We start from the raw sequence: 14,835 nt of genomic DNA on the forward strand, positions 1-14,835 counted from the left end.
ATCCAGGCCATTCCGGACCGCGTCAAGGCGGCCTTCCTGTCGGCGGAAGACAAGAATTTTTACAATCACCCGGGCATCGATGTGACCGGCCTCGGCCGCGCCATCATCGTCAACCTGCAGAATTTCGGCTCGGGCCGGCGTCAGGTCGGCGCCTCGACGATCACCCAGCAGGTGGCGAAGAACTTCCTGTTGTCCTCGGACCAGACCTACGAGCGCAAGATCAAGGAGATGATCCTCGCCTTCCGCATCGAGCAGGCCTATCCCAAGGATCGCATTCTCGAGCTCTACCTCAACGAAATCTTCTTCGGCTTCGGCGCCTATGGCGTTGCCGGCGCGGCGCTGACCTATTTCGACAAGTCGGTCAACGAACTCTCCGTGGCCGAGGCCGCGTATCTGGCCTCCCTGCCGAAGGGACCGAACAACTACCACCCCTTCAAGCATGCCGATCGCGCAATCGAGCGTCGCAACTGGGTCATCGACCAGATGGTCGAGAACGGCTACGTCACGCGTGAGGAAGGCAACAAGGCCAAGGCCGAGCCGCTGGGCGTGACGCCGCGGCGCAGCGGCACATATCTGTTCGCCGGCGAGTACTTCACCGAAGAGGTGCGCCGCCAGATCATCGCCCGCTACGGCGAGAACGCGCTCTACGAAGGCGGCCTCTCCGTCCGCACCACGCTCGATCCGAAGATCCAGCTCATTGCCCGCAAATCGATGCAGAACGGGTTGATGAAATACGACACGCTGCGCGGCTATCGCGGGCCGGTGACATCGATCGACGTCTCGGGTGACTGGGGCGTGCCGCTGGGCGCCGTCAAGGGGCTGGAGGATGTTCCCGAATGGTCGCTCGCCGTCGTGCTCGACAGTTCGGCGACCGGCCTGTCGATCGGCCTGCAGCCTGCACGGCAGGCGTCGGGCGACATCGTCAAGGAACGTGTCGAAGGCACCATCAGCAAGGAGGACATGGGTTTTGCCATGCGCCATGTGGTCGCCGGCAAGACCGTCAAGGCCAGGTCGCCGGCGGAGGTGCTGAAGCCGGGCGACGTCATCTTCGTGCAGAAGAACGATGGGGCCGAAGGCACCTACAGCCTGCGCCAGGTTCCGGAAGTGGAGGGGGGCCTGATCGCCATGGATCCGCACACCGGCCGCGTGCTGGCCATGGTCGGCGGCTTCTCCTATGCGCAGTCCGAATTCAACCGCGCCACACAAGCCATGCGCCAGCCCGGCTCCTCGTTCAAGCCGATCGTCTATTCGGCCGCGCTCGACAATGGCTATACGCCGGCCTCGGTGATCATGGACGGGCCGATCACCATTCAAAGCGGCAACACGAGCTGGACGCCGAAGAACTACGACGGCACCGTTGCCGGTCCGGCGACCCTGCGCTCCGGCATCGAGAAGTCGCGCAACCTGATGACGGTGCGGCTTGCCAACGACATGGGCATGAAGCTGGTCGTCGAATATGCCGAGCGCTTCGGCGTCTACGACCATCTGGCGCCCTATCTGCCGATGGCGCTGGGCTCCGGCGAAACCACAGTGATGCGCATGGTATCGGCCTATTCGATCATGGCCAATGGTGGCAAGTCGATCAAACCGTCGCTCATCGACCGCATCCAGGACCGCTACGGCAAGACGGTGTTCAAGCAGGATGAACGTGGCTGCCAGGGTTGCAATGCGCCTGAATGGCAAAACCAGCCGGAACCGGAGCTGGTCGACAATTCCGAGCAGGTGCTCGATCCGATGACCGCCTACCAGATCACCTCGATGATGGAAGGCGTCGTGCAGCGCGGCACCGGCGCGACCATCGGTGAACTCGGCCGCCACATTGCCGGCAAGACCGGAACGACCAACGACGAAAAGGACGCCTGGTTCATCGGCTACACGCCCAACCTCGTCGTCGGCCTCTACATGGGCTACGACACGCCGCGCGGCCTCGGCCATGGCGCCACCGGCGGTGGTCTCGCGGCCCCGATCTTCAAGGACTTCATGCGGGTGGCGCTGGACGGCACGCCCAATGTCGACTTCAAGGTGCCCGAAGGCATGAACCTGGTCGCCATCAACCGCAAGACCGGCATGCGTGCCGCATCGGGCGATCCCGGCACCATCATCGAAGCCTTCAAGCCGGGCACCGGTCCCGCCGACAGCTATTGGGTGATCGGCATGGGTGCCGACGGCTCCAATGCCACCGGTGGCGCGCTGTCGCCGCAGGCCAATCAGGCCATCCAGTCCGGCGGCGGCGGCCTCTACTGACGATTTTCAGGAGCGGATGGGCTGGCCTTGGCGCCAGCCCATTTTGCTTTACAGCCGGCGGCGGCCTGCCTATGTATCGCGCCGACCGATTTCAGCAAACAGGACAGAACAGCCAGCCATGCGCGCGGAAACGCAGAACATTGTCGACGAGATCAGGCAGGCGATAACCCTGCTGAGGAGGCATCTTTGACTGGGATCAAGCCATAAAGCGGCTTGAATACCTCAATGTGCGCGCCGAGGACGCCAGCCTCTGGAACGAGCCGCTGGAAGCGCAGAAGCTGATGCGCGAACGCCAGGGCCTCGAAGAAGGCATCGCCTCGGTGAAAGGCCTGACGCAGGCGCTGGAAGACAATATCGGCCTGATCGAGCTCGGCGAGGAAGAGCGCGATGAGGGCGTGATCGCCGAGGCGGAAGCCGCGATCCGATCGATGCAAGGCGAAGCGAAGGCCCGCCAGGTCGAGACGCTGCTGTCGGGTGAGGCAGACTCCAACGACACCTATCTCGAAATCCATGCCGGCGCCGGCGGCACCGAAAGCCAGGACTGGGCCTCGATGCTACTGCGCATGTACACGCGCTGGGCCGAGCGCCGTCGCTTCAAGGTCGAAGTGCTGGAAATGCATGACGGCGAAGAGGCCGGCATCAAGTCCGCCACATTGATGATCAAAGGCCACAACGCCTATGGCTGGATGAAGACGGAATCGGGCGTTCATCGCCTGGTGCGTATCTCGCCCTATGACAGCAATGCGCGCCGGCATACGTCCTTCGCCAGCGTCTGGGTCTATCCGGTCATCGACGACACGATCGAGATCGACGTCTCCGAATCCGATGTCCGTATCGATACTTATCGCTCGTCCGGCTCGGGCGGCCAGCACGTCAACACCACCGATTCTGCGGTGCGCATCACGCATCTGGCCACCGGCATCGCGGTCGCCTGCCAGGCCGAACGTTCGCAGCACAAGAACAAGGCCAAGGCCTGGGAGATGCTGCGCTCGCGCCTCTACGAGGAAGAGCTGAAGAAGCGCGAGGCGGTTGCAAACGCCACCGAAGCATCGAAGAGCGATATCGGCTGGGGTCACCAGATCCGCTCCTATGTGCTGCAGCCCTACCAGTTGGTGAAGGATCTCCGCACCGGCGTCGAGAGCACCAGCCCGTCGAGCGTGCTCGATGGCGACCTCGACGATTTCATGGAAGCCTCGTTGTCGCAGCGCATCGAGGGCGGTGCGGGCGAAGCCGTGGCAGACCTGGACTAGGATATGCCCATATTCAGGTGAGGCCTGCAAACTCGGCCTGACCTGAATCTGAACATACCCTTGCGCACCACAGCGACGGAGGAGAGAGTGCCGAGCAAGCTCACCGGAAAGTGCTTTTGCGGCGCGGTTCACTACGAGGTCGCCGACGAATTCCTCTATGCCGCGAATTGCCATTGTTCGGACTGCCGGCGCACCACCGGTTCGGCATTCAAGCCTTTCGCCGGTATCGAGCGTGAACAGCTTGTCCTCACCGAAGGCGAGGACAAGCTCCTGATCTTCGGCGACGAAAGCGGCCATAACGCACATTGCGGCCGGTGCGGCTCCTTGCTTTATTCGCTCGTGCGCGACGGCGCCTACGTCCATGTCGCCATGGGAACGCTCGTCGACGACCCGTCCATCCGTCCAACCGAGCACATCTTCGTCGGTTCGAAGGCGGGCTGGTTCACCATCACCGATGACCTGCCGCAGTATCAAGAGCACGTGATTGCTGGCTCTGACCAGCAATAGGCTGGAACCACAGCGGGCCAATTCCGTTTATTCGACGCCCGTTTGCCGGGAATTGACCTTGGCCTCATCTCGTCGGCGGTAGCGGATACCTGACGTCTGTAGAACGATGTCGGGAATGCATGTTCTTGCGCCGACCAAGGAATCAGCCCAGCATCCAAGGGCTGGGAGAGAAAAAGCATTTATGGCCGGACGCGGCATATCTGCGACCCGACGATCCGGCCAATGGGAAGATACGTTCCGGGAACGGGCAAGCGAAACGCTTGATGCTCGTTTGAAAGGAACGTTTCCATGTCTGCTGCCACACTCAGATCGGCCAATGCCGTTCAACCGGCTGGCCGACTTTTGTTTTCCCTCTTCGCGATCGGCGCGATGGCAATGCTGACGGCACCTGCCTTCGCGCATGACGCCACGCCCACGGCGGCAAAGCCACAAGGCTGGAGTTATCCGTTCGCATGCTGCGCCAACTATGATTGTCGCACGACCCATACAGGCGAAGTGCTGGAGAAACCCGAGGGCTATGTCATCGCCGGAACGGGTGAGGTCGTTCCGATGACCGACAAGCGTGTCAAGGACAGCCCGGACGGCGAGTTCCATTGGTGCGCACACCAGGGAGGCCTCGACGCCGGCAGGACAATCTGCCTGTTCGTGCCGCCGCGCTCTTATTGACGACAGGAACGCACTCGGACGTCCGCCTGATCGGGCTTGTTGATACGCGACGGGCGGCGGGTGAAGCCTGCTGACAGACAGTTGTCAGGAACGCCTCTTTATGATGCCTTGCCGCACAGGGTGGCGGGCGACAGGAGGAGTTCGTGATGACCATCAAGGCAAGCTGTCATTGCAAGGCGACGACATTCGAGGTTTCGCAGTCACCGCAGACGGTGACGCAATGCACCTGTTCTTTCTGCTCGAAACGCGGCTCGCTCTGGGCCTACTACGTGCCTTCGCAATTCAAGCTCACCAGCCCGATGGAGAACGTCTCTTTCTACCGCTGGGGGTCGAAAACCGTAAAGCACGGTTTTTGCGCCACCTGCGGCTGCGGCACCCTTGCCGAAACGCCGGACTGGTCGACCGGCGAGCCGGATTTCGACAATCCCAAGATCAGCGTCAACGCGCGGCTGTTCGATGATTTCGATCTCGACAAGGTCGAAGTGGTGGTCATAGACGGCAAGAACCTCTGGTAGCCTGATCCAAACCTTTCCGGCACGGCGATGCGGCGCCACCACCGGGTATTGGTCTCCCGGGAAAAGCCGTGAGCGGCGCTTTAGCCGTTCCGCTTTTCGCCGCAATTCGTGGTACAAGTCGCGGGAAGGGCTGATTTGGCGCCACCGCAAGGCGTGACTTGGAGAGGGACCATCCTATGAAAAAGACTGTGCTCGTCGTCGTGGCGACGGCTGTGCTGGTGAGCGCCTGCACCACCACCGATCCGTATACGGGCGACCAGAAGATTTCCAACACGGCGGCCGGCGCCGGCCTTGGCGCCCTGGCGGGTGCCAGCCTTGGCCTGCTTGCCGGTGGCAACGACCGTCGCAACGCACTGATAGGCGCCGGCATCGGCGCGCTGGCCGGCGGCGCCATCGGCGCCACCATGGACCAGAACGAGGCCGAACTGCGCCGGCAGCTCGAGGGTACCGGTGTCAGTGTCACCCGCAGCGGCGACCAGATCATCCTCAACATGCCGTCCGACATCACCTTCAACTCGGATCAGGATGCGGTGAAGCCCGGTTTCTACCAGGTCCTGAACTCTGTCGCGCTGGTGCTGAAGAAGTTCAAGCAGACCACCGTCGACGTGTTCGGCCACACCGATTCGACCGGTGGCGACCAGCACAATTTCGATCTCTCGCAGCGTCGTGCTTTGGCGGTGGCGAACTATCTGTCCGGTCAGGGCGTGGATCAGCGGCGCTTCGCCGTCACAGGCTTCGGCAAGACGCGCCCGGTCGCATCCAATGCCACGGCCGAAGGCCGCGCCCAGAACCGCCGCGTCGAGATACAGCTTTCGCCGCTCACCTGATTTGTACGGCAACCAATACGAGACGGCCCCTTGCGGGGCCGTTTTTGTTTGAGCGGATATTGGCGCTGTTGGATTAGCTGCTGCTAAAATATAACTTTCCCGCAGCTTGGGAAAGGAATACCATCTCGCTGTTCCTGAGGGGATGAGGCGGTGTCACTGGCCGCGCAATCAGCATTTTTCCGCCTCGGTCTTGCACGGTCAGATCAGAAATCTGGGAGGAATGCATGACAAGAACAGCCAGCCTTGGGCGCTGCGGCGTCCTCGTTTTGACAGGTTTGGTAGGCGCGTGGCTGAACGTTGCTTCGGCTCGGGCCGAAGACGCCAACAAGGCCGACATCGAAGCCTTGAAAAAGTCGCTCGCCAAATATGACGATTACACCGTCGCCGTCCGCGATCTCTATCTATCGACGGTCGGCTGCGTCTACTACAGCGGAGAAAAGATACCGGGCGCGATGGATTACCCGAAGGGCGCCATGGGTATCCACTTCGTCAATGTCCCGAGTGTCGGCCAGAAGCTCGACCCGCTGCACCCCAATGTGCTGATCTACGAACCGACCAAGAAGGGCTTGCGGCTGGTGGGCGTGGAATGGCTGGTGCCTCTGACGCCGGACATCAAGGAGCCTCCGAAGCTGTTTGGCCAGACCTTCATGGGGCCGATGGAGGGACACTATCCACTCATCCCGAAGGAGTTCGTCCACTATGACCTTCATGCCTGGCTCGGGGACAATCCGAACGGCATGTTCAGTCCGACGAACCCGAACGTGAAATGCTCGAAGGCCGAGTTTCCGATGCTGGAAAAACCGACCAAGATGATGCCTGGGCCGATGTAACGGGCGAGGCAGGCTGGAGCTCTACCGAGAGGGCAAGCCGGATGGCTGGCTTGCCTTCGAAGCGGTCGGGATCAGACCTTGGCGACGATCCGCATGAAGGCCGGCATGTCATCGCCGAAGCCAACCGTGGAATCGTTGTCTTCCTGGTGGCGTTGGCGGGCAGGGCGGCTGTTGTCGCGCTGCGGCCGGGTGTCACCGCGTTCCGGTGCGCGCTGTTCGTTGCGATCGGATGATTTGCGCTCGGTGTTTTCCGAACGGATCGCTTCCTTGCGCGAGCGCCGTTCACCGACGTCGGCGGCTGCGGCCTCGGCCACCGGCTGGTCCTCGCGGACTGTTTCCGGTGCCGTGTCTTCGCTGCGCTTGGCGTGGCGTTCGCGCGGTTTGCGCTCGCCGCCCTTTTCCCTGCCGCGGTCGTCGTCCTTGCGGCCGGCGCGGCGCGGTGCGCCCTTGCCACGGCGCGGAGCGTCGTCCTCGCCGCCTTCGCTGGCAACCACCGTTGACAAGTCGCCGTCATGCCATTCGATCTTGTTGCCGATCAGCCGTTCGATGGCGTCGATGTATTTGGTGTCCGACTTGGTCGCGATGGTGAAGGATTTTCCGGAGCGTCCGGCGCGGCCGGTGCGGCCGATGCGGTGGACATAGTCCTCGGCATGGATCGGCACGTCGTAGTTGAAGACGTGGCTGACATCGGGGATGTCGAGACCGCGCGCGGCGACGTCGGAAGCGACGAGGTAGCGCAGCTTGCCGTCGCGGAAATTGGCCAGCATCTGCATGCGCGCCCGCTGGTCCATGTCGCCATGCAGCGCGCCGGCGTCGAAATCATGCTTCAGCAGCGAGCGGAACAGTTCCGCCACCTCGACCTTGCGGTTGCAGAAGATGATGGCGTTCTTCAGTTCGGCGTCTTCGGCCTTGATCAGATTGCGCAGCGTCTCGCGCTTGTCCCATGGTTTGGAGCCGGACTTGACCAGCCGCTGGATGATGTTGGTTGCGGCGGATGCTGCCTTCGAGACCTCGACGCGCACCGGCGCGTGCAGGAATTTCTCGGTCAGCTTGGTGATTTCCGGTGGCATCGTCGCCGAGAAGAACAACGTCTGCCTGGTGAACGGGATCATCTCGCAGATGCGCTCGATGTCGGGGATGAAGCCCATGTCGAGCATGCGGTCAGCTTCGTCGATGACGAGGATCTCGACGCCGTTGAGCAACAGCTTGCCGCGCTCGCGGTGATCGAGCAGGCGACCGGGCGTCGCGATCAGCACGTCGACGCCGCGCTCCAGCTTCTTGTTCTGTTCGTCGAATGAGACACCGCCGATCAAGAGCGCGATGTTGAGCTTGTGGTTCTTGCCGTAGCGGATGAAATTCTCTTCGACCTGCGCGGCCAGTTCGCGCGTCGGCTCCAGGATCAGCGTGCGTGGCATACGGGCGCGGGCCCGGCCGTTTTCGAGGCGGGTCAGCATCGGCAGCACGAAGGAAGCCGTCTTGCCCGTGCCGGTCTGGGCGATACCCAGAATATCCTTGCCGAGCAAGGCGTGCGGGATCGCACCAGCCTGGATCGGCGTCGGCTTGAGATAGCCGGCGTCGGTGACTGCGGAAAGGACCTTCGGCGACAGGCCGAGGTCTGCGAAGGTCAACGCTTCTTGAGCGGTCGTGGTGTCTGAGGACAAGTGTTGTTGTCTTTGGCTGGTTCGGGGAAGCGCAACGGCGTCTAATGGCGTCTGTCGCGGCAAGCGCCACGCGCCTGCAAGATTGGTATTGCAATTAGGAGCAAGCCCTCGATTTGTCAACAGAAACGGGCAGCAATGGCACGATTGTGAAGTTGTAACCTTAATCGGGATGCTTAATCGACCTGTCGGTCGCAGCGCCGGCTCAATAGCGGAACTGTTCGGCGAGAATACGCTCGTTCCAGGAATGATTGGGATCGAACAGCAACGTTGCTGTCGCAGTGGGTGATTCTCGCACCGTTACCGAGGTCACCGCCTTGACCTCGGTGTGGTCGGCGGCGGCGTTCACCGGCCGCTTTTCCGGCTCGCGGATGTCGAAGCGCACGGTCGCCTTGTTGGAGAGCAGCGCGCCGCGCCAGCGGCGCGGGCGAAACGGGCTGACCGGGGTCAGCGCCAGCAGCGGCGCGTCGAGCGGCAGGATCGGTCCGTGCGCCGAAAGATTGTAGGCCGTGGAGCCGGCCGGGGTTGCGATCATGACGCCGTCGCAGTTCAGTTCCTCAAGCCGGACCTGTTCGTCGACGGTGATGCGGATCTTGGCCGTCTGGTACGATTGACGCCACAGCGCCACCTCGTTGATCGCCAGTGCCGAAATCGTTTCGCCTTCCGAGGTCACGGCCAGCATCTCCAGCGGGCGGATCGTTTCGGCGACGGCGGCTTCGAGACGCTCCGTCAGACCACCGGAACGATACTCGTTCATCAGGAAGCCGATGGTGCCACGGTTCATGCCGTAGACCTTCTTGCCGGTCCCCATCGTGTCGCGCAGGGTCTGCAGCAGGAAGCCGTCACCCCCAAGGGCAACGACGATCCCGGCCTCCTCGACGGACGATTGGCCATAGCGCGCCGACAGGCTTTCCAGCGCCGTCTTGGCGTCAGCGGTGTCGGACGAGACGAAGGCGATGCGGCTGGCGGCTTTGCTCATGGCTCCCCGATGACGACCGGTGGCAGCGGCAGGGCCGCGCCAAAGTCGGGTTAGCATGGGCAGGGTACGTCTGCAAAGGGAGCTGCCATCGCGGATGCAGCCATGCCGGATGGCACCGCCATCCGGGATGGCGAGGCGACCGCAGGACGGCGGATGCGGACTTGCCGTTCGCGCATCATGTCAAAGGCTACGCGAATGTGATGGTTAAGACCGGCCTTAAAGTCTCGTAAAGCCGGATCGGTCATGTTAGCCGGCAGTGGATGGGTGGCGTGGGGGCTAGCCAGTCGAGGCCGACATATTGCCGGTAACACGCCTGATCATCGTCTTTCTGATGCTGGGAAGCTTCGCGCTGCTCTTTGCCGAACTGGTGCGCCAGTCGGAAGAGACGAGCTTCCGGCCGCAGCCCACGGCGTCGCGCTGTGGTGATGCAGCCGGGGCGCCATGCCCGCAAAGGGCGCTGTAACCCTGAAATGTCCTGATCATCCTCGCGATGACGGGCAGCATCGGCGGCCGCTTCGATGCGCGACATCGCGTGGCAGTTTCTCTCCCTAAGCAGAGGGCGGTCGGCCGCCGCAACCCCATCGTGAGGGCTTGCTCGTTGCGCTCGCGGCGCTTGGCGGTGTAGATGATTGCACCGATTGGCGGGTAGGTTTTTGGGTAGCCTCATATCCGCTGTTGTTGGGAAACAAGCCCTGCGGCTCGTTGACTGGCCGGGTGTCTGGAGCGGGGTTTCCATGTCGCGCAGCGTGTTGGTTTCTGGTGGCTGCGGTTTCCTCGGCTCACATCTGGTCGACCGTCTGTTGCAGCGAAGCGATCTGGAAAAGCTGGTCGTCGTCGATAATCTTTGGACCGGGACGCGAGACAACGTCGCGCATGTCGCCGATCCGCGTTTCGATCTGCAGATTGCCGATGCCGAAAGCTTTTCATCCCTTCAGCGCTTCGATGAGATCATCCATCTGGCGTCGCCGGCTTCGCCGCTTTGGTACATGCGCGAGCCGGTACGCACGATCAAGGCCAACATCGGCGGCGCGCTCAATCTTCTGACGCTGCTCAAGCCCGGCGGCCGTCTCTGCTTCGCCTCGACCTCGGAAGTCTATGGCGACCCCCTGGTTTCACCGCAACCCGAGAGTTACAGGGGATCGGTGGATTGCACCGGTCCCAGGGCCTCTTATGATGAAAGCAAGCGCTGCACCGAGGCATTGCTGTTCGAACAGCAGCGGGTTAGCGGGCTCGACATTCGCGTCGTCAGGATTTTCAACACATATGGGCCGCGAACCCGCATCGATGACGGACGTGCTGTCTCGAACTTTGCCATCCAGGCTCTGACAACCGGGGTTCTGACGGTTTATGGCGACGGCTCCCAATCGCGCAGTTGGGGTTATGTCGACGACATCGTCGAGGGGCTGGAACGTTATTTCTGGCGCGACGGCATCTCGCATCGCGGCCCTCTGAACATCGGCAACGACCACGAGGTTTCGGTCCTGCGCATCGCTGAGTTCGTCAGGTCGCTCGTCCCCGGCAGTCGCATCGAGCACCACCCTCCGGCTCCCCAGGATCCGACAAATCGGCGTCCGGACCTGACTTCGGCGCGGCATGTCCTTCCTGGCTGGGAAGCCAGGACGAGCTATCAGGAAGGCATCGGGCGTACCTTCGATTGGTTCCGCCAACGAATTGCGGCCGCGGGCATTGCGGCCTCAACGGCCTGACGCGCCGTGGCGGCCAAGTTTCTTTCCTGGCTGCCCACTCACTCACCACCGCACCGGGCGCATCAATCGGCGAGCCATGGCCGTGTCCGCGAAAAGATATTGACTGTATGTTTAGTCATAGTTACTCCTGAGGTTGAGAATTGAGTTGGACAGCCGGCGCCAGCCGGTGAATGGCCACCATGAAGAGGGGACTATCTCGACTGCGATGCGGCTTGCCGTTGCCGGCGCGCCGCATGCCGCGAGTGCGATGTCGACGGCCGCTCTCGTGCCGTCGATAGGCATTGCCGCGGCCATCTTTCGTCAGCAGGAAACGGACCTGAGGCCGTAGCGCCGCCGGTCCCAACAATGGGAGCATGCAGTATGAACTGGAAACTGACCGTGACGGCCATCGGCCTGTCGCTGCTGACTGTCACGGGCGTGGCCCGTGCCGACGGCGAGCTCAACATCTACAATTGGGGCAATTACACCAGCCCCGACCTGATCAAGAAGTTCGAGGAGACCTACAAGGTCAAGGTCACCGTCACCGACTATGATTCCAACGATACCGCCTTGGCCAAGGTCCGGCAGGGCGCCTCCGGCTATGACATCGTCGTGCCCTCGGCGAGCGTCGTGCCGGTCTGGATCAGCGAAGGTCTGCTCCTGGAGACCGATCCCAACAAGATGGAAAACTTCAAGAACGTCGATCCCAGGTGGGTCGACGTTCCATTCGATCCAGGCCGTAAATATACCGTTCCATGGCAGTGGGGCACGACCGGCATTTCGGTGAACAAGTCGGTTTATGCCGGCGACCCGAACACATCGGCGATCTTCCTCGACCCACCCCCCGAACTCGTCGGCAAGATCAATGTCGTTCCCGAAATGGGTGACATCATGTTCCTCGCCATCGCTTACGAGGGCGGCAAGTATTGCAGCAGCGACATGCAGATGCTGAAGAAGGTGCATGACAAGCTGGTCGAGGCGAAGGCGAAATGGCTTTCGCTCGACTATGCGGCCGTCGACGGCCTGGGCAGGGGCGATATCGCCGCAGGCGTCAACTGGAACGGCATATCGCTGCGCGAGCGGCTTGAGAACGACAAGATCGTCTATGGCTATCCTAGGGAAGGCTATCCGATCTGGATGGACAATGTCGCAGTCCTCAAGGACGCCAAAAATGTCGACAACGCCAAGCTGTTCCAGAATTTCATCATGGATCCGCAGAATGCGGCACTGATCTCAGCCTTTGCGCGTTATTCGAACGGTATCAAGGGCTCGGAAGCCTTCATGCCCGACGACATGAAGACCGCGCCGGAAGTCAACATTCCCGCCGAGTTCGCCGCCAGGGGCCAGTTCATGCTGTCCTGCCCGCCCGACGTGCAGGCGCTCTACACGAAGATCTGGACCGACCTGCAGAAATGACCTGACCAGGCTTTCCCGCGCCGCTGCACGCGGCGCGGTCATCTCCCGTCCATGCCAAACGCGATGCGCAGATCGCAGGAGACTTCCCATGACCGATCTCGACCTTTGCTACATGCCGGCCAGCGAGGCGCTGCGGCTGTTCAAGGCGAAGAAGCTTTCGCCTGTCGACTTGATGCAGGCCACCATCCGCCGCGCCGAGGCCACCAAGGCGACGATCAACTGCCTCACCTTCACGCATTTCGACGAGGCGATGGACCTGGCCAGGAAAGCCGAGGCGAAATACGCTAGGGGCGCCCGGACCGGGGCGCTCGAGGGGCTGCCGATCGGCATCAAGGACGAGAGCTACATCAAGGGCAAGCCGACCTCGCATGGCTCGCTGCTGTCCAGGGATGCCATCGGTGACTATACCTCGACGATGAACGAGCGCATCATCAAGGCCGGAGGCATTGTCCATGCCCGCACGGCGACGCCTGAATTCAGCTGCGCCGGCTATACCTGGTCGAAACGCTGGGGCGTGACGCGCAATCCGTGGAACCCGGATTTCACACCCGGCGGTTCGTCCGGCGGTGCGGCGGCAACGCTGGCGTCCGGTACGTCGTCGATCGCCACCGGTTCGGACATTGCCGGGTCGATCCGCATTCCCGCGTCGGCCTGCGGTTTGGTCGGCTTCAAGCCGCCTTACGGCCGCAATCCGGATGAGCCGCCGTTCAATCTCGATTTCTACTGCCACACCGGACCTTTGGCGCGAAACGTCGGGGATGCGATCCTGCTGCAGAACGTCATGGCCGGACCGAGCCCGCTCGACATCGCCACGCTCCGCCCCAAACTGCGCCTGCCCAGCGACTACAAGCCGATCAAGGGCTGGAAGATTGCTTTCTCGATGGACCTCGGTTCTTTCGAAGTCGACCCCGATGTGCGCAAGAACACACTTGCCGCCTGCGATGTGTTCCGCTCGCTCGGCGCCACGGTCGAGGAAGTCGATCTGGGCTGGGGCGACGAAGTGCTGAAAGCCGGCATGGCCTATCTGGAGCATCTGTTCGGCGCATCGCTGTCGCAGCTGCTGAAGAAGCACGGCAAGGACATGACGAGCTATGCCAGGCAGTTCGCCGAGGATGGGCAAAAGTCGAAAGCTACGGACTTTGTCGGAACACTGGAAGTGGCGGCCAGGATGTACCAGACGCTGGGGCCGCTGCTGGAGACCTACGATGTGCTGATCTGCCCGACCAACGCGCTTCCCTCCGTGCCTGCGGAGTTCGATCAGACAACGGGTACGGTCGAGATCAACGGCAAGCAGGTGAACCCGTCGCTGGGCTGGGTGATGACGACGCCGTTCAACATGATGAGCCGTTGTCCCGTTCTTTCCATCCCTTCGGGCCGGGCGGCAAATGGCGTGCCGACAGGCATCCAGATCGTCGGCCGCACCTATTGCGATGCCGATGTCTTCCGCGCCGCCATGGCCTATGAGAGGGCCAAGGGGCAGTGGTACACAAACGCCGAAACTCGTCCGTCGTTCTGATCGGGCGACGCGGCCCTTGCCGCGATGGTGGTTGATCTGCGGTCTCGGTTGTGGTGAGCCGACGCCGGACACCTGGAATAGACGGATCCGTGGCGGTGCCGGTGATCGCCGCCAGAAGGTCCGAAAGGAGCTGGACGAAGATGGCGCAACAAAAGGCTGCGGCGGCGAAACGCAAAGGCGCAATGGCGAAGAATGGACGTGCGGCAAACGATGCCGCGCCGCCCAAGGACCGTCGGCGCGAACGCGGCGAAGCCAGCGTGCAGCGGATCATCGATGCCACCATCGAGCTCATCGCGGAGGAGGGGCTGGCAAGCGTCACCATGCAGCGCATCGCCGAACATGTTGGCTCGTCCAATGCCCTGGTCGTCTTCCATTTCCGCAGCAAGGAGAACCTGTTTCGCGCCGTCCTGCAGTATCTCAGCGATCGATATGATGAGCTGTGGGTGACGCTGGTGCGGGCGCCCGGCCTGTCGCCGGTTGAGCGGGCCCTGGGCGCGGTCGATTGCGCGCAACGTTTCGCCCGCCAGCACCCGAAATGGGTTTCGGTCTTCGTCGTGTTCTCCAGCGACCGCAAGAGCATGCAGATCTACAACGAGATCGGCCTGCCGAGCGATCTCGCCTACACCGCCGAGGCGCGCGAGCTGCTGATCGAGATTTCGCGCAGCGGCGGTTATACCGGCGTCGACATCGACACCCTGTCGGAGAGCCTGAATTATCTGGTTCATGGCGCCTGGTATTGGGA

At 62.2% G+C, this 14,835-nt stretch carries 14 protein-coding genes; 11 read left to right on the plus strand and 3 right to left on the minus strand.

Annotation, left to right across the window (positions count from 1 at the left end):
• The 7 genes from EN943_RS26070 to EN943_RS26100 form a co-directional block, all read left to right on the plus strand.
• On the plus strand, positions 1–2,244 hold a 2,244-nt coding region (locus EN943_RS26070; RefSeq protein ID WP_164778373.1), incomplete at its 5' end, for a penicillin-binding protein 1A.
• A 118-nt stretch (positions 2,245–2,362) separates the two neighbouring features.
• Positions 2,363–3,494 (plus strand): peptide chain release factor 2 gene (prfB, locus tag EN943_RS26075; protein ID WP_127272597.1). Its coding sequence is split into 2 segments (ribosomal slippage): positions 2,363–2,428 and positions 2,430–3,494, totalling 1,131 coding nucleotides; the frame shifts between segments, so codons are not numbered across the junction.
• Between the two features lie 87 nt (positions 3,495–3,581).
• Positions 3,582–4,001: a GFA family protein gene (locus EN943_RS26080; RefSeq protein WP_127415189.1), complete on the plus strand. Its 420-nt coding sequence runs from the start codon at positions 3,582–3,584 to the stop codon at positions 3,999–4,001.
• A gap of 288 nt (positions 4,002–4,289) precedes the next feature.
• Positions 4,290–4,667, plus strand: coding sequence for a hypothetical protein (locus EN943_RS26085; RefSeq protein WP_013531369.1), 378 nt, complete (start codon positions 4,290–4,292; stop codon positions 4,665–4,667).
• A gap of 146 nt (positions 4,668–4,813) precedes the next feature.
• On the plus strand, positions 4,814–5,182 hold the full coding sequence (locus EN943_RS26090; RefSeq protein WP_127415190.1) for a GFA family protein: 369 nt from the start codon (positions 4,814–4,816) through the stop codon (positions 5,180–5,182).
• A 176-nt stretch (positions 5,183–5,358) separates the two neighbouring features.
• Entirely contained in the window at positions 5,359–6,009 is a 651-nt protein-coding gene (locus EN943_RS26095; RefSeq protein WP_013531371.1) for an OmpA family protein, read from the plus strand.
• Positions 6,010–6,233: 224 nt separating this feature from the next.
• The gene (locus EN943_RS26100) at positions 6,234–6,839 is read left to right on the plus strand and encodes a hypothetical protein (protein WP_127415191.1); all 606 of its coding nucleotides are present in this window, start codon (positions 6,234–6,236) and stop codon (positions 6,837–6,839) included.
• Between the two features lie 71 nt (positions 6,840–6,910).
• Here the strand turns inward: EN943_RS26100 and EN943_RS26105 are convergent, their stop codons facing one another.
• From EN943_RS26105 to EN943_RS37765, 3 genes are all read right to left on the minus strand, one after another.
• Positions 6,911–8,500 (minus strand): DEAD/DEAH box helicase, encoded by a 1,590-nt coding sequence (locus EN943_RS26105; protein ID WP_164778374.1) that lies wholly within the window; start codon positions 8,498–8,500, stop codon positions 6,911–6,913.
• A 202-nt stretch (positions 8,501–8,702) separates the two neighbouring features.
• The gene (locus tag EN943_RS26110; protein WP_023812117.1) at positions 8,703–9,476 is read right to left on the minus strand and encodes an NAD kinase; all 774 of its coding nucleotides are present in this window, start codon (positions 9,474–9,476) and stop codon (positions 8,703–8,705) included.
• Positions 9,477–9,717: 241 nt separating this feature from the next.
• Complete coding sequence (locus EN943_RS37765) at positions 9,718–10,005, minus strand: hypothetical protein (RefSeq protein WP_164778375.1); 288 nt, start codon at positions 10,003–10,005, stop codon at positions 9,718–9,720.
• 205 nt (positions 10,006–10,210) lie between these two features.
• On the opposite strand from EN943_RS37765, the gene EN943_RS26115 reads away from it, so the two are divergent.
• The 4 genes from EN943_RS26115 to EN943_RS26130 form a co-directional block, all read left to right on the plus strand.
• Positions 10,211–11,182 (plus strand): NAD-dependent epimerase/dehydratase family protein, encoded by a 972-nt coding sequence (locus EN943_RS26115; protein ID WP_127415192.1) that lies wholly within the window; start codon positions 10,211–10,213, stop codon positions 11,180–11,182.
• Between the two features lie 360 nt (positions 11,183–11,542).
• Positions 11,543–12,577, plus strand: coding sequence for an extracellular solute-binding protein (locus EN943_RS26120; protein ID WP_127415193.1), 1,035 nt, complete (start codon positions 11,543–11,545; stop codon positions 12,575–12,577).
• Between the two features lie 88 nt (positions 12,578–12,665).
• Entirely contained in the window at positions 12,666–14,093 is a 1,428-nt protein-coding gene (locus EN943_RS26125; protein ID WP_127415194.1) for an amidase, read from the plus strand.
• Between the two features lie 140 nt (positions 14,094–14,233).
• A partial coding sequence (locus EN943_RS26130) for a TetR/AcrR family transcriptional regulator (protein WP_164778376.1) occupies positions 14,234–14,835 on the plus strand: 602 nt, incomplete at its 3' end.

Source organism: Mesorhizobium sp. M7A.F.Ca.US.006.01.1.1 (assembly GCF_003997935.1).
Classification (GTDB): Bacteria; Pseudomonadota; Alphaproteobacteria; order Rhizobiales; family Rhizobiaceae; genus Mesorhizobium.